General features: G+C 36.4%; 26 protein-coding genes, 1 pseudogene, 1 riboswitch and 1 other annotated feature. Of the genes and pseudogenes, 18 read left to right on the top strand and 9 right to left on the bottom strand.

What is annotated here, in order from left to right; genetic code table 11:
* The first annotated feature begins 15 nt into the window (after window positions 1–15).
* Window positions 16–2490 carry a BC_3345 family exosporium-associated protein gene (locus DN393_RS26575; RefSeq protein WP_149174099.1) on the top strand — a complete coding sequence of 825 codons (2475 nt, stop codon included), beginning with the start codon at window positions 16–18 and terminating at the stop codon, window positions 2488–2490.
* 54 nt (window positions 2491–2544) lie between these two features.
* Here the strand turns inward: DN393_RS26575 and DN393_RS31720 are convergent, their stop codons facing one another.
* Complete coding sequence (locus DN393_RS31720; protein ID WP_000945246.1) at window positions 2545–2688, bottom strand: hypothetical protein; 144 nt, start codon at window positions 2686–2688, stop codon at window positions 2545–2547.
* A gap of 96 nt (window positions 2689–2784) precedes the next feature.
* A riboswitch (cyclic di-AMP (ydaO/yuaA leader) is annotated at window positions 2785–2927 on the bottom strand.
* Window positions 2928–2965: 38 nt separating this feature from the next.
* Window positions 2966–3427 carry a GNAT family N-acetyltransferase gene (locus DN393_RS26570; protein WP_064475869.1) on the bottom strand — a complete coding sequence of 154 codons (462 nt, stop codon included), beginning with the start codon at window positions 3425–3427 and terminating at the stop codon, window positions 2966–2968.
* A gap of 136 nt (window positions 3428–3563) precedes the next feature.
* Between DN393_RS26570 and DN393_RS26565 the strand changes: the two genes are divergently transcribed.
* Together DN393_RS26565 and DN393_RS26560 are read left to right on the top strand one after the other, a co-directional pair.
* Window positions 3564–3812 carry a GlsB/YeaQ/YmgE family stress response membrane protein gene (locus DN393_RS26565; protein WP_000539720.1) on the top strand — a complete coding sequence of 83 codons (249 nt, stop codon included), beginning with the start codon at window positions 3564–3566 and terminating at the stop codon, window positions 3810–3812.
* Between the two features lie 63 nt (window positions 3813–3875).
* A complete protein-coding gene (locus tag DN393_RS26560; protein WP_000416918.1) occupies window positions 3876–4997 on the top strand; it encodes an AI-2E family transporter in 1122 nt (373 codons plus the stop codon).
* Window positions 4998–5024: 27 nt separating this feature from the next.
* Here the strand turns inward: DN393_RS26560 and DN393_RS26555 are convergent, their stop codons facing one another.
* Window positions 5025–6182 carry a 1-deoxy-D-xylulose-5-phosphate reductoisomerase gene (locus tag DN393_RS26555; protein ID WP_064475868.1) on the bottom strand — a complete coding sequence of 386 codons (1158 nt, stop codon included), beginning with the start codon at window positions 6180–6182 and terminating at the stop codon, window positions 5025–5027.
* Window positions 6183–6320: 138 nt separating this feature from the next.
* Window positions 6321–6529, top strand: a binding site (T-box leader).
* 42 nt (window positions 6530–6571) lie between these two features.
* Between DN393_RS26555 and DN393_RS26550 the strand changes: the two genes are divergently transcribed.
* The 6 genes from DN393_RS26550 (at window position 6572) to DN393_RS26525 (ending at window position 11486) form a co-directional block, all read left to right on the top strand.
* A complete protein-coding gene (locus DN393_RS26550) occupies window positions 6572–7570 on the top strand; it encodes a tryptophan--tRNA ligase (RefSeq protein WP_098111763.1) in 999 nt (332 codons plus the stop codon).
* A gap of 148 nt (window positions 7571–7718) precedes the next feature.
* A complete protein-coding gene (locus DN393_RS26545; RefSeq protein ID WP_048560029.1) occupies window positions 7719–8282 on the top strand; it encodes a maltose O-acetyltransferase in 564 nt (187 codons plus the stop codon).
* A 69-nt stretch (window positions 8283–8351) separates the two neighbouring features.
* Complete coding sequence (locus DN393_RS26540) at window positions 8352–9545, top strand: MFS transporter (RefSeq protein ID WP_088047132.1); 1194 nt, start codon at window positions 8352–8354, stop codon at window positions 9543–9545.
* A 122-nt stretch (window positions 9546–9667) separates the two neighbouring features.
* Window positions 9668–10708 carry an ROK family transcriptional regulator gene (locus tag DN393_RS26535; protein WP_142289336.1) on the top strand — a complete coding sequence of 347 codons (1041 nt, stop codon included), beginning with the start codon at window positions 9668–9670 and terminating at the stop codon, window positions 10706–10708.
* A gap of 45 nt (window positions 10709–10753) precedes the next feature.
* Window positions 10754–11134: a VOC family protein gene (locus tag DN393_RS26530; RefSeq protein ID WP_064475867.1), complete on the top strand. Its 381-nt coding sequence runs from the start codon at window positions 10754–10756 to the stop codon at window positions 11132–11134.
* A 97-nt stretch (window positions 11135–11231) separates the two neighbouring features.
* Window positions 11232–11486 (top strand): YbeF family protein, encoded by a 255-nt coding sequence (locus DN393_RS26525; protein ID WP_001288566.1) that lies wholly within the window; start codon window positions 11232–11234, stop codon window positions 11484–11486.
* Window positions 11487–11604: 118 nt separating this feature from the next.
* Here DN393_RS26525 and DN393_RS26520 read toward each other — a convergent pair whose 3' ends face one another.
* Entirely contained in the window at window positions 11605–12054 is a 450-nt protein-coding gene (locus DN393_RS26520; protein ID WP_000540474.1) for an NUDIX hydrolase, read from the bottom strand.
* 17 nt (window positions 12055–12071) lie between these two features.
* Window positions 12072–12911 carry a DUF2785 domain-containing protein gene (locus tag DN393_RS26515; protein ID WP_088047134.1) on the bottom strand — a complete coding sequence of 280 codons (840 nt, stop codon included), beginning with the start codon at window positions 12909–12911 and terminating at the stop codon, window positions 12072–12074.
* Between the two features lie 123 nt (window positions 12912–13034).
* On the opposite strand from DN393_RS26515, the gene DN393_RS26510 reads away from it, so the two are divergent.
* Together DN393_RS26510 and DN393_RS26505 are read left to right on the top strand one after the other, a co-directional pair.
* Complete coding sequence (locus tag DN393_RS26510) at window positions 13035–13757, top strand: GNAT family N-acetyltransferase (protein WP_088047135.1); 723 nt, start codon at window positions 13035–13037, stop codon at window positions 13755–13757.
* Between the two features lie 168 nt (window positions 13758–13925).
* Window positions 13926–14948: a tyrosine-protein phosphatase gene (locus DN393_RS26505; protein ID WP_088047136.1), complete on the top strand. Its 1023-nt coding sequence runs from the start codon at window positions 13926–13928 to the stop codon at window positions 14946–14948.
* Window positions 14949–14986: 38 nt separating this feature from the next.
* On the opposite strand, the gene DN393_RS26500 is transcribed toward DN393_RS26505, so the two are convergent.
* Window positions 14987–15412 (bottom strand): DUF1648 domain-containing protein, encoded by a 426-nt coding sequence (locus DN393_RS26500; RefSeq protein WP_000464977.1) that lies wholly within the window; start codon window positions 15410–15412, stop codon window positions 14987–14989.
* A gap of 321 nt (window positions 15413–15733) precedes the next feature.
* On the opposite strand from DN393_RS26500, the gene DN393_RS26495 reads away from it, so the two are divergent.
* Both DN393_RS26495 and DN393_RS26490 read left to right on the top strand, forming a co-directional pair.
* Entirely contained in the window at window positions 15734–16444 is a 711-nt protein-coding gene (locus tag DN393_RS26495) for a YjjG family noncanonical pyrimidine nucleotidase (protein WP_088047137.1), read from the top strand.
* A 113-nt stretch (window positions 16445–16557) separates the two neighbouring features.
* On the top strand, window positions 16558–17520 hold the full coding sequence (locus DN393_RS26490) for a tubby C-terminal domain-like protein (protein ID WP_088047138.1): 963 nt from the start codon (window positions 16558–16560) through the stop codon (window positions 17518–17520).
* A gap of 68 nt (window positions 17521–17588) precedes the next feature.
* Here the strand turns inward: DN393_RS26490 and DN393_RS26485 are convergent, their stop codons facing one another.
* The gene (locus DN393_RS26485) at window positions 17589–17789 is read right to left on the bottom strand and encodes a helix-turn-helix transcriptional regulator (RefSeq protein ID WP_149174098.1); all 201 of its coding nucleotides are present in this window, start codon (window positions 17787–17789) and stop codon (window positions 17589–17591) included.
* Window positions 17777–18136, bottom strand: a complete 360-nt coding sequence (locus DN393_RS26480) for a DUF3796 domain-containing protein (RefSeq protein ID WP_098101597.1) — start codon at window positions 18134–18136, stop codon at window positions 17777–17779. The genes DN393_RS26485 and DN393_RS26480 overlap by 13 nt, the downstream gene beginning before the upstream one ends.
* Before the next feature lie 179 nt (window positions 18137–18315).
* Between DN393_RS26480 and DN393_RS26475 the strand changes: the two genes are divergently transcribed.
* The 5 genes from DN393_RS26475 (at window position 18316) to DN393_RS26455 (ending at window position 22839) form a co-directional block, all read left to right on the top strand.
* Window positions 18316–18510, top strand: a complete 195-nt coding sequence (locus DN393_RS26475) for a hypothetical protein (RefSeq protein ID WP_098111765.1) — start codon at window positions 18316–18318, stop codon at window positions 18508–18510.
* 89 nt (window positions 18511–18599) lie between these two features.
* Complete coding sequence (locus tag DN393_RS26470) at window positions 18600–19325, top strand: ABC transporter ATP-binding protein (RefSeq protein ID WP_046957932.1); 726 nt, start codon at window positions 18600–18602, stop codon at window positions 19323–19325.
* Window positions 19318–20976 (top strand): putative ABC transporter permease subunit, encoded by a 1659-nt coding sequence (locus tag DN393_RS26465; RefSeq protein WP_000036858.1) that lies wholly within the window; start codon window positions 19318–19320, stop codon window positions 20974–20976. Before DN393_RS26470 ends, DN393_RS26465 begins: the two co-directional genes overlap by 8 nt.
* 56 nt (window positions 20977–21032) lie before the next feature.
* Window positions 21033–21791: an SDR family oxidoreductase gene (locus DN393_RS26460; RefSeq protein ID WP_149174097.1), complete on the top strand. Its 759-nt coding sequence runs from the start codon at window positions 21033–21035 to the stop codon at window positions 21789–21791.
* Window positions 21792–22128: 337 nt separating this feature from the next.
* Complete coding sequence (locus tag DN393_RS26455; protein ID WP_149174096.1) at window positions 22129–22839, top strand: hypothetical protein; 711 nt, start codon at window positions 22129–22131, stop codon at window positions 22837–22839.
* Between the two features lie 10 nt (window positions 22840–22849).
* Here the strand turns inward: DN393_RS26455 and DN393_RS26450 are convergent.
* Window positions 22850–23820, bottom strand: a pseudogene (locus DN393_RS26450) (hypothetical protein).
* Window positions 23821–23823 lie beyond the last annotated feature (3 nt).

Genomic DNA, 23823 nt, shown 5'->3' with positions numbered 1-23823 from the left:
TTATAACGGGGGGAGATGCTTGTGAGGGAGCAAGATAAGTGTAGTAAGTTTCAATCACCTATTCCTTTTCCGGCGTCAGGTATTACGGGCCCAACTGGTCCAACTGGTCCGACGGGGTCTTTAGGTGGACCGACTGGCCCGCAAGGAATACAAGGCGTACAAGGACCAATTGGCCCAACTGGTCCAACAGGAATTCAAGGAGTACAAGGAGTACAGGGAGAGATTGGCCCAACAGGTCCAACTGGTTTAACAGGACCACGGGGTGCTCAAGGTAGTCAAGGACCGATGGGGGAACAAGGTCCACAAGGAATTCAAGGTGTTCAAGGAATTCAAGGCGAAAGGGGTCCGATTGGCCCAACTGGAATTCAAGGGATACAAGGTATACCTGGGCCAATGGGAGAAACAGGTCCAACAGGAATACAAGGTATACAAGGAATACAAGGTGAAATCGGCCCGACGGGTCCAACAGGAATACAGGGTATACAAGGAGTGCAAGGTGAAATTGGTCCGACGGGCCCAGCAGGAAATACGGGAATACAAGGTGTTCAAGGTAATTTAGGGAGTAGTGGTTTACAAGGTGTAACAGGTATACAAGGAATTCAAGGTCCGGTGGGACCGACGGGTCCAACTGGTTCTCAAGGAATACAAGGAGAACAAGGGCCAATAGGATCAACAGGGGCAACTGGTGTTCAAGGTTTACAAGGTCCACAAGGTGAGATGGGGCTAACCGGTCCAACCGGCTCTCAGGGGATACAAGGGGTGCAAGGTGTAATAGGCCCAACAGGGGCAACTGGCTTGCAAGGGGATCCCGGTCCAACCGGCTCGACAGGTCAGGCGGGAGTAACTGGTCCAACTGGATCTGCAACAGGTCCAACAGGAGCAACGGGTCCGGCAGGATCACCGGGAGGTCCAACAGGTCCGACTGGAGCAACTGGGGCAACTGGATCGACCGGAGCAACAGGAGCGACTGGAATCCAAGGAGTGCAAGGAATACAGGGACCGACAGGGGTAACTGGTTTAACAGGTTTGCAAGGCGTACAGGGTCCAATGGGGGTAACAGGTCCAACAGGTGACCAAGGAATTCAAGGTCCACAAGGAGTAATGGGAGTAACAGGTCCAACGGGTTTACAAGGTTTACAAGGCGTACAGGGACCGGTAGGAGCAACAGGTCCAACCGGTCTTCAAGGAGTGCAAGGAGCACAAGGTCCAATCGGCCCAACAGGCCCGCAAGGAATACAAGGAATGCAAGGTGAGCAAGGAGTAATGGGAGCAACCGGCCCAACCGGTTTACAAGGTCTTCAAGGAATTCAAGGTCCAATCGGTCCAACCGGTCCACAAGGATTGCAAGGAGTGCAAGGCCCAAGTGGTATAACGGGTCCAACTGGTCCTCAAGGAATACAAGGCATACAGGGGCCGCAAGGGGCTATAGGTCCAACAGGTCCAACTGGAATACAAGGAATCCAAGGTCCACAGGGCCCGACTGGTCCAACAGGGGCAACAGGCCCACAAGGAATTCAGGGGATACAAGGTTTACAAGGTCCAACCGGTCCACAGGGCATTCAAGGAATCCAAGGAATCCAAGGTCCGATTGGTCCAACGGGCCCAACTGGACCTCAAGGGATACAAGGGATAACTGGCTCGACGGGTCCAACGGGTCAGGCGGGTGCAACCGGACCGACGGGAGTAACGGGCCCTCAAGGTCCTCAAGGAATCCAAGGTCCACAAGGGGTAACCGGAGTAACCGGAGCAACTGGCCCGACAGGAGCAACCGGTCCACAAGGCGTGCAAGGAATCCAAGGTCCACAAGGGATAGTAGGTCCGGCGGGAGCAACTGGAGTGACGGGAATAACAGGTCCTCAAGGAATACAAGGAATTCAAGGTCCACAAGGTGTGACGGGAGCAACCGGAGCAACCGGAGCGACTGGAGCGACTGGTGCAACAGGACCGACAGGAATCCAAGGCATACAAGGAATAACAGGAGCAACAGGGGGAACGGGAGTAACAGGCCCAACAGGTGTCACGGGCCCAACCGGTTTAACAGGAGCAACTGGATCATCTGCAATATCAACAGGTGGCGGCTATTTCTTTTCTACTTCAACAAGTACAATTGCAGCCAATGCCAACATTCCAATTAATTCAGGATCTACAGTATATGGAACAGGAGTATCTTTAACTAGTGCTACAACTGTCACAGTATCCACCCCAGGAATATATTTAGTAAGCTATTATTTCCAAGGGGACGCGACTGGTGGGAATGAGACGGTATCTGTCAGACTACTATTAAATGGGACGCAACTAGCAGGGAGTTTTATACAAAACGTAACGACAGTAACTGTAGTAATCGAACCTGCCATTTCAAATACGCTTCTTGTGAATGTAACGAGTGCCAATTCAACATTAATATTACAAAACGGTCCATTAGGTGTAGGGCATGTGACCACTATAGCAGGTGCGATTACGGCAAGTTTAAATGTAGTGAGAATATTATAAGGAATATAAAAAACACAAGGAATGTCTGTATAGACATTCCTTGTGTTTTTCTCTTTATCTTTTCGGTTGAAAAATATGCTGAAAGAAGTATTTGTGATGTAAGTTATCTACAACTTTATTTGCTTGATATGTGCGATGTTGTTCGAGTCGAAGTCTTTGCTCCATCATTTTTATTGCGTGATCAGATAAACGTAACATTATACATGTCTCCTTTTCTATAAATATAGGTGTCTATTGGTATCGATCCCATATTTATAATTAAGGAGGTACACTGTGTAACATAGGCAAAAAGCACCTTCCTCTCCCATTACGCTTACGAGGTTAGCTGTCGGACTCGGGAAGTGAGAGTTTCCCTACTTAAAAAAGATTCGCCCCAAGTAGCATGGCTACAAAAATGGTTCCCCCGCTCCAAATTTTGGACTCAGCAAAAGGTTTTATAAAGTAAAAGATAACATAAATAAATTGATGAGTCAAACTATTTGTTGTTTTCTGATTTTTTTAGTGAGGTTAAAACCACTCCATCGGATAATATAATATCATTTATTTTAATAAATCCATATTTTTTATATAAAGACAGAGCAGGTGTATTTTCTTTCCCTGTTTGTACAATATATGTTTGTGAAGGGGAGAACATGTCAAATACATAAAGTAGTAGTTTTGTAGCGATTCCTTTATGAAAATGATCGGGGGATACTACTAAACGATGAATATCAACTTCCTCTTCATCCATTTTAAAAGAAATAAACCCGGCAAGTGTATCTTCATAAAAATAGCCGTAGAAAATTTCATCACATGATTGAATATCGGCTACAGTATCATAAAGGCGAGGGATAGCTGTACTATTTATATATTGTGCCTCGATTTCATAAGCTGGTATTTGAATGCTTAAAATAGAAGTAGCGGTTTTGTGAGAAGTTGTTATTAATTTTTGAATCACTCGGTAAAACCTCCTTGTAAGCTTTATTTTCATAGATTTGACAAGATTTTTCTTTATTGGATATAATAATTATAATAGTTACATAATAATTTAGTATCAAAAAGAAATACACTATAATAGAAATGGAGGACTAAAAATGGGATGGATTATCACATTAATAGTTGGTGCTATTATAGGTGCAATTGCAGGTTCTATAACGGGTAAAAATTTTCCGGGTGGTATGTTTGGAAATATTATCGCAGGTTTATTAGGTGCTTCGTTAGGTGGTAGATTATTTGGATCTTTTGGGCCATCTTTTGGTGGGATTCATGTCGTGCCAGCATTATTAGGTGCAATCGTATTAATTCTTATTGTATCATTTGTAGTGAAAGCTGCAAAAAAATAAAGATATAGATCATGACGAAAAGCCCTGAATAAGGGCTTTTCATCATTCGAAGAGGTGGTTTCGTTGGAGAAAGTAAATATAAGAAAAAGAGATAAGCTGAAAAAGTTTTTTAGAGAACAAAATTATTTAGCGGTGCTACTTGGATTTGCATTATTGTTTATCAACATATTATTGCTAACGAAAATTTCTTTTGTGTTTACTCCGTTTATCGTCTTTTTAAAAACAATTTTCTTCCCCGTACTATTAGCGGGTGTGCTATTTTATATATTGCATCCATTCGTTTCGCTTTTAGAAAAGAAAGGTGTTTCAAGAATCGTATCAATAGCTTCTATATATATAATAGTACTAGGATTATTTGTATTTTTAGTTGTAACAGTAATCCCGATTATTAAAGATCAAATTGATGCATTAATAGATAACTTACCGTATTTCGGTCATGAAATTGAGCGAGCGGCACGTAGATTCGGGGAAAGTAATTTACTAGGCAAAATTCAAGAGAATTTAAATATTGATGTAGCGAGTATGGTAAAAGACTACACAGTTGATTTTACGAAGTCGTTATCATCAGTAACTGGAAATGTAACTGGATTTTTAAGTACTGTTACAGAGGTCGTTTTAACGTTTGTAATGGTTCCATTTATATTGTTCTATCTTTTAAAAGATGGTGAACAATTACCGAATCACTTTTTAAAGTTTATTTCAGAACAAAGACACCCAGCAGCGATGAGAATACTAGATGATATGCATTATGCCATTAGCTCGTATATTAGAGGGCAAATTATCGTTAGCTTGTTTATCGGTATTATGCTATTAATCGGTTACCTTATTATTGGTATTAAATATGCGGTATTACTTGCAATTTTAGCGATGATTGTAAATATCGTTCCGTACGTAGGACCAATCATTGCAATTACACCAGCATTAATTATCGCATTTATTGACTCGCCATCAATGGTGTTAAAAGTAATTATTGTAATGATGGTCGTACAATTAGCAGAAGGTAAATTTATTTCTCCGCAAGTTATGGGGAAAAAGCTAGACATTCACCCGATTACTATCATTTTTATTATTTTAACTGCCGGAAATTTATTTGGAATTATGGGGATTATTTTAGCAATTCCAGGATATGCGATATTAAAAGTGTTAGTAACGCATAGTTATAGATTTGTTAAGTTGAATACGTAAAAAAAAGCTAAAACAGATAAAACTGTTTTAGCTCTTTTTTATTAATAATTGATTTGCGTATTGGCGTGCCCATTGATCAGCTTCTAATATAGCATCGAGTGAAGGATCTTTTACATTATGATGAGCTTCAATTGTATTGTAAATTGTTTTTTCGATATCGAAAAATGCAATTTCATTTTTAAGAAATAGTGCATTTGCAATTTCGTTCGCTGCATTTAATACAGCTGGAGTTGTACCGCCAATTTTGCCACATTCAAATGCGTATTGTAGACAGGGGAACTTCTCTAAATTTGGTTTTTCAAAATGCAAACTACCAATTTCTAATAAATTTAATTTTTCATAGGATGAAGGTAGTCGAGTAGGGTAGTGAAATGCATATTGAATCGGCATTCTCATATCAGGGGCACCGAGCTGTGCCATGACTGATCCATCAATAAACTCTACTAAAGAGTGAATGATACTTTCTTTATGAATCATAACATTAATTTTTTCATAAGGAATATCGAATAGCCACTTAGCTTCCATCACTTCAAACCCTTTATTCATTAACGTGGCAGAATCTATCGTTAGTTTTGCCCCCATTAACCAGTTTGGGTGTTTTAAAGCATCCTTCGCTTGTAATGTTTTCATTTCTTCACGTGTTTTATCACGAAAAGCGCCGCCAGAAGCTGTAACAATTAATTTTTCGATTTCCTTATTATTTTCCCCATTTAAACACTGGAAAATAGCTGAATGTTCACTATCGACTGGAATTAGGCGGCATCCGTTTTGTTTCGCTAGTTCGGTTACGATATGTCCAGCTGCAACTAAAGTTTCTTTGTTAGCGATGGCGATATCTTTCTTCGCCTTTAATGCTTCAATTGTTGGGAGTAAACCTGAAACACCGACAACTGAACTTAATACAAGATTTGTATCAGGATGGGTAGATACTTCAATTAAACCATCAGTTCCATATGTAATTTTTGTATTTGTTGAAATACGAGAACGCAATGTGTCCGCTAATTCTCTTGTCGCTACGCTTACAATACGAGGCTGAAACGATTCGATTTGCTTTTCGAGAAGATCGATATTATAATTTGCGGTTAAACCGACGATTTTAAAATGTTCAGGATGAGCGGAAACGACATCTAATGCAGATGTGCCAATGGATCCCGTTGAACCTAAAATGGATATATATTTTACCATGAAAAAACCTCCAAAGTTGTTTCGAGTATTTCTGCAAACCTATATATTATTAGACAATCAAGGTGAAAATTCCTGCTATATAAAACAGAAAATTAGGGTTTAATTGGAAAGGGAATGTGATAAACTGTAAAAAATAACGAAAAAGCAATGAAAGAGAAGAGTACATATTCAAAACTTTTCAGAGAGCTGATATGTGGTGGAAATCAGTAAGGGATGAATATGGAATGGGCTCTGGAGCTTCTAACTGAAATGAGTAGGTAAAGACGGTTACTTCACGTTAAGAAGTTGAAGTGAGCTATTAATGATAGCTAATGAAGGTGGTACCGCGGGAGTCTCTCGTCCTTTTTTAGGATGAGGGGCTTTTTTATTTTGAGAAAGGAGGGGTTAGTGTGAGTGAAAAAATAATGTTAACAGGAATTAAGCCAACTGGTTATCCGCATTTAGGAAATTATATTGGTGCGATTAAACCTGCGCTGCAAATGTCAAAGAATAATGAAGGAAACGCATTGTATTTTATAGCGGATTATCATGCGTTAAATGCTGTGCATGATTCAGAAAAGTTCAGTAGTTATACGAAAGAGGTAGCAGCTACTTGGTTATCACTCGGACTTGGAGAAGATGTTATTTTTTACCGACAAACAGAAGTGCCAGAGATTTTAGAACTAGCTTGGATATTAGCTTGTCTAACTCCGAAAGGTCTTATGAACCGTGCTCATGCGTATAAAGCGAAAGTAGAGCAAAATAAAGAAGCAGGGTTAGAGGTAGATGCTGGAGTGAATATGGGATTATATACGTACCCGATTTTAATGGCAGCTGACATATTATTATTTCAAGCTACTCATGTACCAGTCGGGAAAGACCAAATTCAACATATTGAAATTGCCCGTGATATTGCGTCGTATTTTAATCATACATTCGGCATAACATTTACGCTTCCGGATTATGTCATACAAGAAGAAGGTGCCATTTTACCTGGTCTTGATGGAAGGAAGATGAGTAAAAGTTACGGAAATGTGATCCCATTATTTGCAGAACAAGAAAAACTACGAAAGTTAATATTTAAAATCAAAACAGACTCCTCACTTCCGAATGAACCGAAAGAACTAGAAACGTTATTTATGATATATAAAGAATTTGCGACGGAAGATGAAATACAGTCGATGCGCGAAAAGTATGAAACTGGAATCGGATGGGGCGATGTAAAAAAAGAGTTGTTTCGCGTTGTAGACCGCGAATTAGCTGGACCTCGGGAGAAATACGCTATGTATATGAATGAGCCAAATTTATTATATGAAGCGTTAGAAAAAGGTGCTGAGCGGGCAAGAAAAATCGCGAGGGTAAATTTAGCAGAAATAAAAAAACGGATTGGATTTGAGAGGGGACGCTGAGCGTTCCCTATTTCGTTAGGTGAAGTAAGAATTCACATTTCCTTTCAAAACTTATTAGTTGCACATATTAAAAAGTATGCTAATATAGGGTTACTTATTAAACGAGTTTAATAAGTGTGATTCATTCTATAACGAGGGAGAGGATTGTATGAAAACAGAGAAAGAAAAGATGTTAGCGGGAGAAATGTATGTTGCGGAGGATGAAGAATTAGTGGCTGATAGGGTGGAGGCAAAACGTTTAACACGCCTTTATAACGAGGCGATGGAGACAGGAGATGAAAAACGTTTTACATTATTAAATCAGCTTTTAGGTTCTTCAGCTGATGGGAAAGCCCAAATTAATCCTGATTTTCGTTGTGATTACGGCTACAATATCCATGTTGGAAAGAGCTTTTTCGCAAATTTTAATTGTGTGATTTTGGACGTTTGTGAAGTACGAATCGGTGATAATTGTATGTTTGCACCAGGTGTCCATATTTATACGGCCACTCATCCTTTACATCCGGTGGAACGGAATTCTGGTAAAGAATATGGAAAGCCTGTAAAGATTGGTAACAACGTTTGGGTTGGCGGGGGAGCTATAATTAACCCTGGTATTTCAATTGGAGACAACGCTGTAATTGCCTCAGGGGCAGTTGTGACAAAAGATGTACCTCATAATGTAGTTGTTGGTGGCAATCCAGCTAAAGTTATTAAAACGATAGACTTATAGAAATCGTTTTTTACGGGTATATGAATAAACTGGTGTCTTATCGTATAGACAATGTGAAAGGTGTTTCATATGGAGAAATATAGTGCGGATAATCATACAAAGACATTACTTGCCTCTCGAAACGCTCTTTTTCTCTTATTTGCTTTGCCAGGTGTCGCGTTTGCTACATGGATTTCAAGAACAGCAGCTACTCGAGATATGTTAGCAGTGTCAAATGCAGAAATGGGCTGGATTTTGTTCGGACTATCTGTCGGTTCAATAATTGGTTTACTGAGTGCAAGCCGCTTCATTGACTGTAAGGGAGCTAGAGACGTTATTATAGGCAGTATGTTTTTTATGATTGTTGGATTGATTTGTTTAGGTATAAATATTTATTTTGTTTCTAGTATGGGGGCTTTTAGTAGCTTACTAGTATTTGGAGTAGGCTACGGATTGGCGGAAGTCGCATTGAATGTAGAAGGTTCTTCCATTGAGCAGAAATTAGGAACAACTCTTCTTCCGAAATTCCATGGCTTTTTTAGTGTAGGAACTTTAGTAGGCGCGCTCAGTGGTTCTGTCGCAGCGTCGCTTCACATCCCGATTCTGTATCAGTTTCTTGTGATTTCGGTCGTGTTTCTATTACTTGTATGTATGGTGTATCGTTTTCTTCCGCACGGAACAGGAAAGAAGGAGAAATCGCGGAACAAAAGGAGAGAGAAGCGTACTTCCTTACGTATGGAAAAAAAGGTGCTTTTAATTGGTCTTTTTGTGCTTGGAATGGCATTTGCAGAAGGTAGTGCAAATGATTGGCTACCTATCGTGATGGTAGATGGACATGAGCAAAGTATAGTGGCAGGTTCTATTATGTACGCAATTTTTGTATTAGCAATGACGTTAACTCGTATGTGTAGCAGCTATTTCCTTGATCGATTCGGTCGTGTCGCTGTCGTACGTGCCACTATTATGATGGCGATTCTAGGAATTTCAATCGTAATATTTGGGAGTAATTCGTATTTTCTAGCATTTGGCGTAGTACTGTGGGGGATTGGTGCAGCGCTAGGGTTCCCAATTGGTCTGTCAGCTGCTGGAGATGACCGTGAAAATGCGACTTCTAATGTTGCTGCAGTTTCTATCATTGGTTATACAGCCTTTTTAGTCGGACCACCATTTTTAGGGATACTTGGGGAAGCATTCGGAATACGTAATGCCTTGCTAGCTGTTTTATTATTTGTTCTTTTGTCTGGAATTGTATCGTCTATTACAAGAGAGAATACACCGAGCTAAATAAGGATTGCATGCAGCGGAAATATATCATCTCTATTGCTTTAGAAAATGATGTATGATATATTGTCAACGCAACTTATTAAAAGTGTTTAATAAGTATGTTGATTAAGGTGGTGAGCGATTTGAGTGAACAATTTGTTACTCAAAAATCGATTAAAGAGACGATCCTTCGAGGCATTCGTACGGCTCTTCTAGAGCAAGGAAGTGCGACGAAAGTTGAACTTAGTAATACATTAGAAATTAGTTTTCCAACGATAAGTAAATTTATAGAAAATATGAAACAAGATGGTGAAGTCACTTTAGTCGGTTTAGATGATTCAAGTGGCGGAAGAAGAGCGAAACGATATGCGTATAATCCGGAATATATGTTAGGATTAGCGATATTTTTAGAGAAAAATGAAACAAACTATACCATTTTTAACTGTTTAGGGGAAGTAAAAGAACAAGGAAGTACTTCAAGTGTATTAATTGATACTGGCATAAATCTATTATCTAAACATATTGAAAGTCTTATAGCTACATTCCCGAAAATAAGCTCTATATCAATTGGTGTGCCTGGTTCGGTTGATAATGGTCGTATTTTTTATATACCTGGTTATGAAAAGTTCCAAAATTTTAATTTGAAAAGTCATTTGGAGAATCTGTTTTCTATACCTGTAGTAATAGAAAATGATATGAATGCCGCAGTCCTTGGCTATTATAAAAATACTGGAAATAATGATAAATCATCTCTTGTATATTTGTATTCAGGTCAAAACGGCCCAGGGGCGGGAATTATGATAAATGGAGATGTGGTACGAGGGAGTACCTTTTTCTCAGGGGAGATATCTTTCGTTCCACAGTATGATAATAAAAACTTCTTACAATCTTTGAGAAGTGAAGATGCAGTAAGAGATTCAAATAATCCAGAGCAATATAATATAGATGCTATTACTCGTTTAATAGCTACATGTATAGCTATTATTAACCCGCATGCCTTTATCTTTTGTGATGATGAAGTGAACCAATTTGTAATAGATCAAATTGTAAAAACTTGTCCGAAGTACATTCCAGCGGAACATATTCCGAAAATAACAGTGAGCGATTGGAAAGAAGATTATTTATATGGATTAAAAAGCCTTGGACTTGATCTGATGATTATAAGAGCAAGCAAAGAAAATTAAATATCAAATTGTTGGTTGAATCCTGTGAAAGAAAAGGTGTCGATTATGAAAATTGAACATGTAGCAATTTGGGTAAATGATTTAGAAGGTATGCGTGATTTCTATAAACAGTACTTCGGTGGTGAAGAAAATAGCTTATATCACAATCCGAAAAAGCAGTTTGAATCTTATTTTATAACTTTTGAAGGTGGAGCGCGTCTAGAACTTATGAGGCAAGTAGGGATAGACGATAATACACAAACACAAACAATAGGATATGCGCATATTGCTTTTTCTGTAGGTAGTAAAGAAAAAGTGAATGAATTAACCAATACATTAAGTGAAGCAGGGTACGCTGTGTTAAATGGCCCGCGTACTACAGGGGATGGTTACTATGAAAGTGTAGTAAGTGACCTTGAAGGAAACCAGATTGAGATAACAATCTAACATTATATTTATTAATAACTGATAAAAAATAAAACTTTGTTGTTCCCCCAAATGTTTACGAGAAACCTATTATTTCTTCAGAAAGGGGGACATAACAGTGAGTGAATTCATTTTTATTTTCTGTATATATCCATTGCTTATTTGTATTTTTTCAATAGCTGGGACATATAAATTAGGTGCATTTTATGTGATGCCAATGGTAATATTTCTTATTTTTCTTATGTTAAATGTTACATTGTATGATCCATCATTTTTCTTTTGGGTGGGCATGTATACTATTTTTTCATTCATTACTTCTTATATAACACTCTTATTTGTAAGGGGATATACAGCTGTAGAAAGTGAACGTTAATATCATTTGGTTATTTTTGGGGGAATAGGGATTTACGGTGAACGATAACAACCTCATTTCGCGTTATTATGACGGGAAATGAGGTTGTTTTATTTCTATATACACTATGTAATGTTTTTTAATTGGAGTGCTGAAACTCCTTAATAATTCTATCAATAACAGGAGGAAGATTACTAGGTAACGCATCTAGCGGAAAGAAGCGTAGTTCTTTCGATTCTGTTTGGTCGCATACAAGTTCACCATTGAATTCGCGGCAAATATAAACAACGAGTACACCGTGTACTTGATCGCCGTTTGGATAGATTTGAAAGAAATCTGGTCCTGAGTATGTACGGAATAGTTCTGGATTTTTGATGAAAAGTCCAGTTTCCTCATATACTTCTCGCTTTAAAGCGTCTTCTAACGTTTCGTTATATTCTAAGGCTCCGCCAATAATACCCCAGCGGTTAAAATCTGTACGGAGCTGCAGTAATATTTCATTGTTCTCATTTAATATAATGGCGTGTGAACCTATTAAAATAAGTGGATGATTTCCTACTAAATTTCTCATGTCTTCAATATAACCCATGTTATTTCTCCTTGCTTTTAATAATAGTTAGGAAGTTCTTTTAACATTCTTTCTGTTTTACGTGCTGTATAGGCTAAGTTATGATCATCTTTCGTTCTGAAAAATAATGTGCGTAAAAAGGTTTTAATGTTGGCACATAATATACAATACTCATTAAGTGAAAGGCGTTTTCTAATTTGAGGAAGCCTTTTTATTTTTTTATAAATAATTGAAATTAACTCATCTTGCGGAAAATCATGATATAGCATCGATAGTAACGGTGTAACAATTCGTTCATCTTCATTATTATGAAATAGATCCGATGGGATAAAAATTTTATTTAATAAACAATGAATTAATTCTTCATACCACTCAAAGGTCGTATAGGAATTGTGAACAATTTCAGTAAAGGCATCTGATACGTGGGCAAGACAATGAGCCCATCCTTTATTTTCAATATAGCCTCGAAAATCCGTTTCTAAGTTTGTATATGAAATGAGTTTGTTTTTTATTTCTTCAATGTCCTCCTCTGTGAAAAAGTAGTGCGAGTTAGCGAATTGGAGTATTAGCGCAATTAATGAAACAGTGTAAGAACGTGTGAAAACCCCATCTGTATGTGGGGAGTAAATGTCATAATATAAATACTCATCACTTAAACAAGTTTGTAGAAGTAATTTCAGTTGATCATCCATAAGGAATTCATGATGAATGAAATGTGCAAAACATTTATATATAAGTTGGTAACGAACGTAACTATCAGTTGTTCCGATATACTGAAGCATATTGAGCGTTAACTCATTCAAATCTATATGTTGCAGTTGCGTATAGTCATTTTGTTGTATAAGCTCTAACTGTTGTTGCAATGCTGTAATATCCAATGGAGAACCTCCTCCGCACTTTAAAGATGCAATGTTTTCTAGTATTCTATATATTCAAGGACAATCCTGCTCATGCAAGGAGAACAAGTAGAAATTCTAGTATGATATAGATGAGGGAAGTATATGATGACTATAGAACAGTTAGAAAAACATTTTAAAATAAGAAGAAATGCTTCTTCTATAATAATAAAAGAAAATAATGCAGAGCCTTTTACAGAAGAGAAATTAAAGGAGATCATGCAATATTGCGTTGCTGAGGCTAAAAAAGAGCGAATAGAAAACTTGCATTTTGAAATTTCTTCAAAAAGCCCAAATTATGATGTGTATAAGAAATGTTTCGAAACGTATTCATTTGAATATGCTACTGAAAACATGATTGTGTTTAAGGATATATATGAAGTAGAAGATGTAGAAAGTGATATTAATTTTAAGCTTATTGAAGAAGTAGGAGAAGAAGCTTTTTATTCTCTTTGGAACGAGATGACAGAAGAACAAGTCACTTATGATCAATTTGTAAATATGATGCTACAAGAAATTGGTGAGCAATGGAAAGAACATTGTTTAACAGCGAGTATCGATGAAGAGCCGATAGGGATTGTAATCCCGCATATTGAAAAGGGGACGTTAGAAGAAGGAAAACTAATGTATTTCGCAGTGGCTCCAAATATGCGAAATAAAGGGTATGAAGCAGCATTCTTTACAGGGGCAATGTTTGTCTTAAAAGAAATAGGTGCATCTTATTATATTGGCGAGACAAATGTACAAAATGAGTGGATGAAGGATGTTTTTGGGAAGAATGGATGTCAGCTGCTTAGTTCCACTGAGCGATATGTGAGGAAGTTTTAGGAGTACTATCTTGAACTTATTTAGCGGGAATCCGTGTACAACTTATGAACAAGTAAAAGAACTTCTTGCCTATTTGTAAAATAAAAAGAAAAATGAGAACGACAAAATAGATATTCCTATAATACAATAGAGAAAGATTCGATTATATGAGAAAGCGTTGGTGAAAGAATGGAGCAGCAAAGAAATTGGTTACAAGCAACTGTAGAAAGAAATGAAGACAATACGTTACATATAAAATGGGAAAATAATATAGAAGAAGTTCGCATTTATTGGAGTACTTCACCAGATCATATTGAAGAAACGGGAGAATTACTTGCAACGGTAAATGGAGAATCATCATGTACACTTGTAAACCCGAGTGAAAATGAGCGTCCATATTTTAGACTAGTTGGAAGTAATGGACAAGCAGTGACAGTAGCTGAGCGTAGATTACCATTAAAAGGCGCGTTTAACTTCCGTGATATGGGAGGATATGAAACGACTGAAGGTCGTAAAGTAAAATGGGGCAATTTGTACCGTTCTGAAGAATTAGCAGGACTAACAGAGTGGGATATAGACTATTTACAAAAGTCTGGCTTAAAGTTAATTTGTGACTACCGTACAGACTTTGAAGTGAAGCATAAGCCGAATCCAGAAATTACAGGTGCTCGTCAAGTATGCTTACCAGTTATGCAAGAATTGGCGAAAGACTTGAACATAAATGAATTTTTCCAAGTTGGTGACCTTTCTATGTTAGGGAAACCAGGCGAGTACCTTGTGAAAATGAATCAAGATTTCGTAAGTGGTAATGAAGCATTCGTGAGCTTCTTAAACTTAGCGCAAAACCCAGAAAACTTACCGTTAGTAAACCACTGTACAGCTGGAAAAGACCGTACTGGATTCGGATCAGCACTATTATTACTTTTACTAGGTGTACCGGAAAAAACAGTAATGGAAGACTATTTACTAAGTAACGGTTTCCGTGAAAAGTTAAATGAAAAAATGATGGCCTTTTTAGGTGCAAAACTTCAAAACGATGAAAGTAGAGCGATATTAGGTGCGATGTTTGAAGCGCGCGCTGAATATTTACAAGCTGCGATTGATGAAGTGAAAAAGCAATACGGTTCAGTTGAAGCGTATGCTGAAAAAGCACTTGGCTTTACGAAAGAGTCGTTAGAGGAAATGAAAGCATTATTGCTAGAAGATAAATAATGAGGAGGGAGGCTAATTGGATTAGCCTCCTGTTTCTATTATGAAATTTTTCGTTGCCTTATTATTCCTATTACAATTGGAATAACTGTACCAATTAACAATATCGGTAAAAATAATTTTCCAAAACCGCCGCTCCAATTTAAAGCGATTGAAATTGTTTCAAATTGGATGAAAGCAAAGATAAGTAAACAGACATTTTTTAATTGATTTAGCATTTTTCTACTATTCAAATAAAACTGCTTAGCATTTGATTCATTCAATCTTTGTGGGTAGTTATGAACTTCTGGAAACTTTTCTAAAGTTTGCATTAATAGGAGTATGAAAGCTCCTATTAATGGCAGAAGCAAAAGTTGCCACTTTGATCCCCAGCGATCTACATCCCCATATGCGTTATAATGTGCGGGTACTTCCTCGGGTAATCTTCCCCAAATAATAATCAAAAAAATGATTGATCCAAAGAACAATGAATATCCAATGATATCTCCAACCCATTCACTTTTTGTTTTTGGGATTTGTATTTTAGGTCTTCCCCATGAATTTACTATGTTGTTCCGCCCCCTTTCTATTCCTGTATTACCCTTTTGAAAATTGGATTCATTATCCAAATTATCTCAAATTTATAGTGTTTTCACAATTAATTATTTTTGAATAACATAACTCGTGTGCCTAAAAGCAACTTTAAGTTCTCTGTACAGATACTATTTGTAAAGGGAAAAAGTTCGACTTAAGAGTCAATTAATGAGAAAATACAAGTTGTAAATAACGTACTAGTTGAGGAGAGCATAATGAAATATAAAGTTATATTATTCGACGTAGATGATACATTATTAGATTTTCCTGAAACGGAAAGAAATGCTTTGTATAACGCGTTTGTACAGTTCGGGATGCCTACAGGGTATAATGATTATCTTGCAAGTTATAAAGAGATTAGTAATGGATTATGGAGAGATTTAGAAAATAAAATGATTACGCTAAGTGAATTAGCAGTAGATCGATTTAGACAATTATTTGCCGTTCATAATATAGAAGTAGATGCGCAGCAATTTAGTGATGTATACCTTGAAAACTTAGGGAAAGAAGTACACCTTATAGAAGGTGCAGTGCAATTATGTGAGAATCTACAAGATTGCAAGTTAGGTATTATTACAAATGGATATACGAAGGTGCAACAATCTAGAATTGGAAATTCGCCTTTATGTAATTTCTTTGATCATATTATTATTTCAGAAGAGGTTGGTCATCAAAAACCAGCACGTGAGATTTTTGATTATGCATTTGAGAAGTTTGGAATTACTGATAAATCAAGTGTATTAATGGTTGGAGATTCGCTAACTTCTGATATGAAAGGCGGAGAAGATTACGGCATTGATACGTGTTGGTATAATCCGAGTTTGAAAGAAAATATGACAGGTGTTAAGCCGACTTATGAGGTGGAGAGTCTGCTACAAATTTTAGGAATTGTGGAAGTGGCGGAAGAAAAGGTAGTTTCATTTTAATCGTGTTGATATATTTTGAGTTACGGTAGATATGTTGGAAAAATCGTCGATATAATTTGAGTTGCGTTCAATTTATAGGTAAGATCGGTGTAATAACTAGAGGTGAGTGAAAGATGTTAACGTTTTTATTTGAGTTAGACAAGAGTATTCCGCAGAAGGATGAGCCACGGTATGCCGCTTATGCAAATGGCTTTATTGAAGGGGATTTAACAATTCGCGCGAGTGACAGCGTATTTTTTCAGAAGCCATGCATGAAGGTTGCAGAGCTTGGCATTTATTTAGGACAGTGGATGGAACAAGTGCAACATGGGCAGAAAGAACAATTGAATTATGAAACGAGTGACCGTGAGGAAGTAATTCTCGGATTCGTATATGAAGAGGAAGATCAGTGGAGAGTTTTTTCAAGTTGGCAACAATTTGAACTTCAAGAGCGTATATCAACTACAACATTAGTAGAGAGCGTTCAACGTTATTTGAATGAGCTCAATAAGGAACTGCGCGCGATAGAATATCCTGTGACGTTTGATCAGTACTTAAGAGGAGAGCGAATGATGCAGCTTTCTTATAAACGACTGTGTGATAGTAAAGCGGATACGACTTCGATAGAGGTTTACAATGGAAGCAAAGGAGTAGGCGCAGTACGGGGCTATTATAAAAATACGTTGATGAGAGTGCTAGACTTTATTCCGAAAGTCGGTAGTAATATCATTTATGAAATAAAGGATAGTAAGGACAATATTCGCGTTATTGCAAAGGATGTAAGTAGGCAGCGTCAAAGAAGGATTTTAGTAACGTACATCGATCATAATGATACAGAGCATGAAATACTTGTATGTGACGGAAAGTTACTAGATGCAAACTTCTTATTTACCTTTACATATAAGACGGAAGAATATGTTGTTCACAAAACTACAATTGGGCTTGGAAAGTTATTACGAAACGGCTATGTAATTGCAGATTGGAATATTCGTCTTGAGGAAGATATGTATTACATTGAGATGAATGTATATGATGAGGGGTATATAGAGGATCAATACTTACTATTAGGCGTATTTCATGCTGTTTTGTATGGGTGATAAATGAAAAATACCGGTATTCTTTGTGAAAAGAATGCCGGTATTTTTATATGATTTTGTGTCCTCAATTAATCCTCAAAAATAAAAATTTCATCAATGGTACTATGAAGAGCCTTCGCAATATCGTGAGCAAGCTGTAAGGAAGGGTTATATTTTCCTTTTTCGAGATGACTAATTGTTTCACGGCGTACACTAACACTTTTCGCTAAATCTTCTTGTGTCATGTTCGATTTGGCGCGGTATTCTTTTATTTTCGTTACGAACGCCATGGTGCATCTTCCAATTCATCAACTGGTTTATCGTAAAAGAACATAGAGAAGCCGAACGTAAGAATGAGTGTGCTGAAAATAAGAGCGATATCAATCTCTTGTAGCACCGGGTTTGGAAATAACATTTCAATAAACATAATGACAGCGGTAGTTAGTAATGTAACGATAAAGGCATTGCGGCATGATTTATTGACGATTTGTTCAAATAGTTCATCGTGTTGAACCGTTCTATACGTTGTGAAAAAGGAGAAGAAACAGAACATAGTAAACAACCCTTTTTCATAAAAAAAGCCGAGGAAACCGAAGAAACCGAGAAATCCTAAATATTTTATCCAAGTTGTTTTCATAATAGGTCCTCCTTACAATGTTAGAAATAATTCACGTTATGTTATAAATACATCACATGTGGAAATGTATAGTAATAATAGTTTTCCAATTCTTTTCATAATAATAGTAAAAAGAGGAAATATAATGCGAAATGAAGAGGATAATATTGTAAAATGGTTGTAAGGAGGGGGAGGAAGGAATGCTAACTTGGATCATGATCGTTGTATTACTTGTAGTGATTACTGTAGTGGCAACGGTGTTAATTGGGCGGAATGGTGATGCGAATTATAGTAAAGCGACAAAAGGGAATATTAAACGGCTGACAATGATTTATATTATACTAGCTGTCGTTTTAATCGTTGGATTAGGTGTGTATATATATTTTAAAGACTAAAAAAACTGAAAAAATATAAAAATCTAAAAATAGAAGTATGCTATAATATTGATATAGTTATTTGGTAATTAAGGAAAGGATTGGATGGAATGATTGAAATTACGAATGTGTCAAAAAGTTATAATGGGTCTACCTATGCAGTAAAAGATTTAAGTTTATCTGTGCCTAGCGGAGAAATTTTTGGATTTTTAGGGCCAAATGGTGCGGGAAAATCAACGACAATTAAGATGATTACTGGTATTCATGGAGTGGACAAAGGGACGATTACGATTAACGGTAAAGATATTATGAAAAATCCGATGGAAGCGAAAAAGACGTTTGGTTATGTTCCAGATAGCCCAGATATGTTTTTGCGATTAAAGGGAATTGAATATTTAAACTTTATGGCAGATATGTATGAAGTGCCGAAAGAAGTACGACAAGAGCGAATCGAGTCTTTAGCGAAGAAATTTGATCTTTACAATGCGTTATCGGATCAAATTCAAAGTTACTCGCACGGTATGAGACAAAAAATCGTTATTATTGGTGTGCTCGTGCATGAGCCAGATGTATGGATTTTAGATGAACCGTTAACGGGGCTTGATCCGAAATCCGCATATATTTTAAAAGAAATGATGAGAGAACATGCGGATAAAGGAAAGATTGTATTTTTCTCTACACACGTATTAGAGGTGGCAGAAAAAATATGTGACCGCGTCGCGATTATTAATAAGGGAAATCTTCAGTTTAAAGGGAATTTAGGTGAAATGAGAGATCATTTTAAATCCAATGAATCACTTGAAAAAATGTTCTTGGAGATGACGGGCAATGAGTAAAATTTGGACGTTAACGAAAGTATTATTAAAATTAAATTATGCAGATTTTATAACAGATAAGAAGAAGCGATGGGCGTATGTATTTTCATTTGCAGCCATTTTATTTGTTGGCTTTTTAATATTTGGTTCGATGACGCACGGATTGTATGAAGGGATGAAACATTTAGGGCAAGACCCAGGAATGATTATCGCAATGGGACTTGCGATTGCGAGTATATGGGTATTTTTAATGAGTATAACGAACATTTTAACTGTATTTTACTATAGTAATGACATTGAAATGTTATTGCCGTTACCATTGAAGCCAGCGCAGATTATTTCGGCAAAGTTTTTAACGGTATTAATTACACAATACGTAATGAGTTCATTTATTTTATTACCAATCTTTATTACGTACGGGTTAAAAAGTAGTGCATTTATTACATATTACATATACATGATTTTCATTTACTTACTCTTCCCGATTGTGCCGTTAGTATTAGCTTCATTACTAATGACAGTTATTATGAGGTATACAAATATAGCGAAAAATAAAGATCGAGGCAATATATTTATTGGAATCGTAAGTATACTATTTATTGTAGGAATTAATGTGTTTTTACAGTGGAAAAATAAAAGTTCGTTTTCTGAAGATGCACTTACGAATTATCTTGCGAACAACGAATCTTCTCTTCTAGTACAAATGACAAATTATTTTCCAACTACATATTTTGGGGCAGTGGCATTAGTAGAAAATGCAAATTGGAAGGGTCCTTTATACGTAATCATCTTTGCACTTATTTCATTTGTATTTTTTGTGTTGTTTTATTACATTGCAGAGCGTACATATTTAAAAGGGGTTATTGGACTTTCAACGAGTACAGCAAAAAAAGAGGTCATTTCAGCAGAAGGTTTACAGAAATCAACGGTACAAAGTTCACATTTGAAAGCGTATGTGAAAAAAGAATTTAAAACGTTATTCCGTACACCACAATTTTTCTTAAATTGTATCGTACAAACTTTTGTTATGCCGATTATGTTATTCTTTGTTTTATTCGTGCAAGATGGGAATTTAAAGTGGATCACAGGGTATATTGATAATCCAAAATCAGCAGGACTTGCAATTGGCGTTGGTCTTTGTGCATCGTTATTTTTAATGGGAAGTAACGTCATCGCAACAACGTCATTTTCACGAGATGGAAGTTCATGGTTTGTGAATCGATATTTACCAGTAAAAGCTTCGGATATCTTTTTTGCGAAAGCAATCACTGCTTGGTTAATTAATGTAATTATTTTAGCAGTATTCGGTATTACGATGGCAGTTGTAGCAGGGATTTCTCCTGTGTTCATGTTACTGTGGTTTTTACTAAGTGCGAACGGGTTATTGTTAATTAATTTAATCGGTACACGTTGGGATGCACAAACTGCAGATATACATTGGGATACAGAGCAGAAATTATTTAAGAGCCGATATACAACTTTGTGGAATTTTTTAGCTAATATTTTTATAGCTTTAGTTATTGTAGCGGGAGTAAGTTTATTATACTTCTTCCTTCAAGTAGGACTATGGGTTATGTTTATCGTTTTATTTGTAATGTTTACGATTGTAAATTATATCTTCATTAAAATTTTAAAATTAGGTGCAGAACGCATATTGTCAAATATTGAATAAAAAGATAGATCCTCTGTATTCGTGCAGGGGATTTATCCATAGATGGAGGAGAAAAGGTGAAGAAAATAGCAATTGTAACAGGGGCAACTCGTCTGAATGGAATCGGTGCAGCTGTATGCAAGGTGCTTGCTCAAGAAGGGATAGACATTTTTTTCACGTACTGGTCTCAGTATGATAAAGCGATGCCGTGGGGAATGCATGACAAAGAGCCCTTTTTGTTGAAAGAGGAGATTGAAAGTTTAGGTGTTCGCTGTGAAATGGCAGAAATCAATTTATCGCATTCGTATTCACCAAATCGTTTGTTTTATATGGCCTCAGAACGTTTAGGTGATCCATCTATTTTAATTAATAATGCAGCGTATGCTACTCATACGAGAATTGAAGAATTAAATGTAGAACAGTTAGATAAACATTATACAGTGAATGTTCGCGCTACTATGTTATTAAGTTCATTATTTATAAAACATTATGCACTGAAAACGAGTGGCAGTATTATTAATCTTACTTCAGGACAGTCATTAGGTCCGATGCCAGATGAATTAGTATACGCAGCAACGAAAGGAGCAATTGAAGCATTTACAAAATCAGTAGCACCAGTTGCGATGGAGAAGGGGATTACAGTGAATGCAGTTGATCCAGGGCCGACGAATACAGGATGGATTACAGAGGAGCTGAAGCATCATTTAGCATGGAAGTTCCCGCAAGGTAAAGTGGGAGAACCGTCAGATGCAGCGCGCTTAATTTCTTTTTTAGTAAGTGAAGAAGCAAAATGGATTACGGGGCAAGTCATTCATTCGAACGGTGGTTACTCATAAATATATTATGTTAACAATTGTTGAGAAACAAAAAATGAAAGAAAATTTTATTTTTTTGTATAAATAAAATGTCAAGAAAGATAAAAATTTGATAGGAGAGTATATCGTCATATGAAGATAGTAATTCTTCATGTGACAATATACTCTTTTTCTTTTACTACAGAGAAGAAAAATGAAGTAGAAGAAACTCGAATATTCAAATTGATTTATCAGTTTTTGTACGTATTATTATGAAGATTACTGTCGGAAAGATGGTAATTCGTATGAAAAGGGATTTTTTAAGGGGAAATCGAATCGTAAAGGGGAGGATAAATAAAGTAAACATAGGGGGATTTATATGAAAATGAAAAAGGTCGCTATCGCATCGATAACAATTGGTACAATGCTTACTATGGCAGCTTGTAGTCCTTCAGCAGAGAAAGAGGCAGAAAAGAAAGAACAAGTAACAGCGCAAAATGAAGGAGAAGCAAAAACGACAAGTGTAGATGAGACGTCAAAAACAACGAAAGATACTGAAAAAGATACAAATACTTCTTCAAATGAAAAAACAGATAAAGATGCAAAAAATACGAAAGAATCATCAGGAACAGAAAGTAACGGTAAAACGTCATCTCAAAATGAGAATGTGAAAACAAAAGAAAAAGAGACGACAGGAAAAACGAATGACGAAACGACTAGCGGAAAAACGACAGATCAAAGTACAAGTACAAACTCAAACGGAAAAACAACGAAAGATCCGAAGAAAAGCGTAGCTGTGAAAACAAATGTTAAAGAAGTTGCTGCATTAATTGAAAGCTTAGACAAGCAATTAGCTGCAAACCCTAAATTAGAAACAGTAAATAAACTTGGAAAACAAATTAATGAAAAGTGGGATGTGATTGAGAAAGAGTTAGAAGCATCTCACCCAGCTGAATATAAAACAATTGGACAAAGTATCTATCCGTTAATTGTAGGAGCAGAGAAAGAAAAGATAGATATTAATAAAATGAAGTCATTAACGACGAAAACGAAAAAAGATTTAAATCAGTTATTAACGAAACTTTCGTAGTTTCAAAAGCCTACTGTGGAAGTAGGCTTTTTTGTTTTTTTTGTAAAAGTCTATTTTTTTCAATTACGATACGAAATGAACCGAATGCTTGTTGACTGACATAATCTTCTTCGCTAGTTTTATAAGGAAATGGAAAAGCGACGAGCTGAAAATTACTTTCCTGATCCACTGAAGGCAATGTAAAATTGAAAATTTGTCTCGTTTCAGGTGCGACCGCAGTATAAACGACTTTTATATTATTAAATATTTCAACTTGTTCCCAATCTTTAAAGGCCACGATTGCGTAAGTCATTTCATCTTTTGTTTCATTACCGTTTGATAAGGTTAATTGTCTGCCTTCTTTTTCAGAGAAGACAGTTTGTAATTTTCCTTCAGTTTTCGTAACAAATAATGGTTCATAAAGACCATCTTTTAAAATAGCATTTGGTTGTATAAAGGTGAGTTTTATTTTTTTGCTTCTCTCCTGAGAGGAATTTATGGAGTATCGCATACTTAAAATCTCTTCTAATATAACCGCTTTATTTAAGTCATTATCTTTTAATTTATATTCAGGTTTTTTAATTATAAAAAGGTTAATTCACTTGCATTAGGAGAAGTGTGTAAAGTGATTCTCGTAGTAATTGAACTATTTGGTTTCATATCAAAAGAATAGTGTAATACTTCATTAGCAGCTTCTTCTATTTTAAAAGGCTTTTGTTCGTAATCTTCTAGGACAATTAATCCATATTTTCGGTCTTCATCAACATTATGTATGAATGATAACGATACATTTATTTTATTATTCTCCATAGTAATTTCACTACCATTATTAATATGTTGACCTTTAGTATTCTTCAATCCGTAAGAAATAGTATTGGTTTGTTGCTCTCGCTTATTTTCTGTAGGAGATGTATGTGGTTGTATGATTGAAGTAGGGAACAAAACATAAATGATAATTAACGAAATAAGTATAACACTGATAATAATATACATTTGTTTCATAAA

The sequence above is a fragment of the Bacillus sp. BPN334 genome (assembly GCF_008368885.1).
In the GTDB taxonomy this organism is placed as follows: Bacteria; Bacillota; Bacilli; order Bacillales; family Bacillaceae_G; genus Bacillus_A; species Bacillus_A wiedmannii.
Note: the sequence above shows the minus strand (reverse complement) of the source record. Positions and strands in the feature narration are given on the sequence as shown.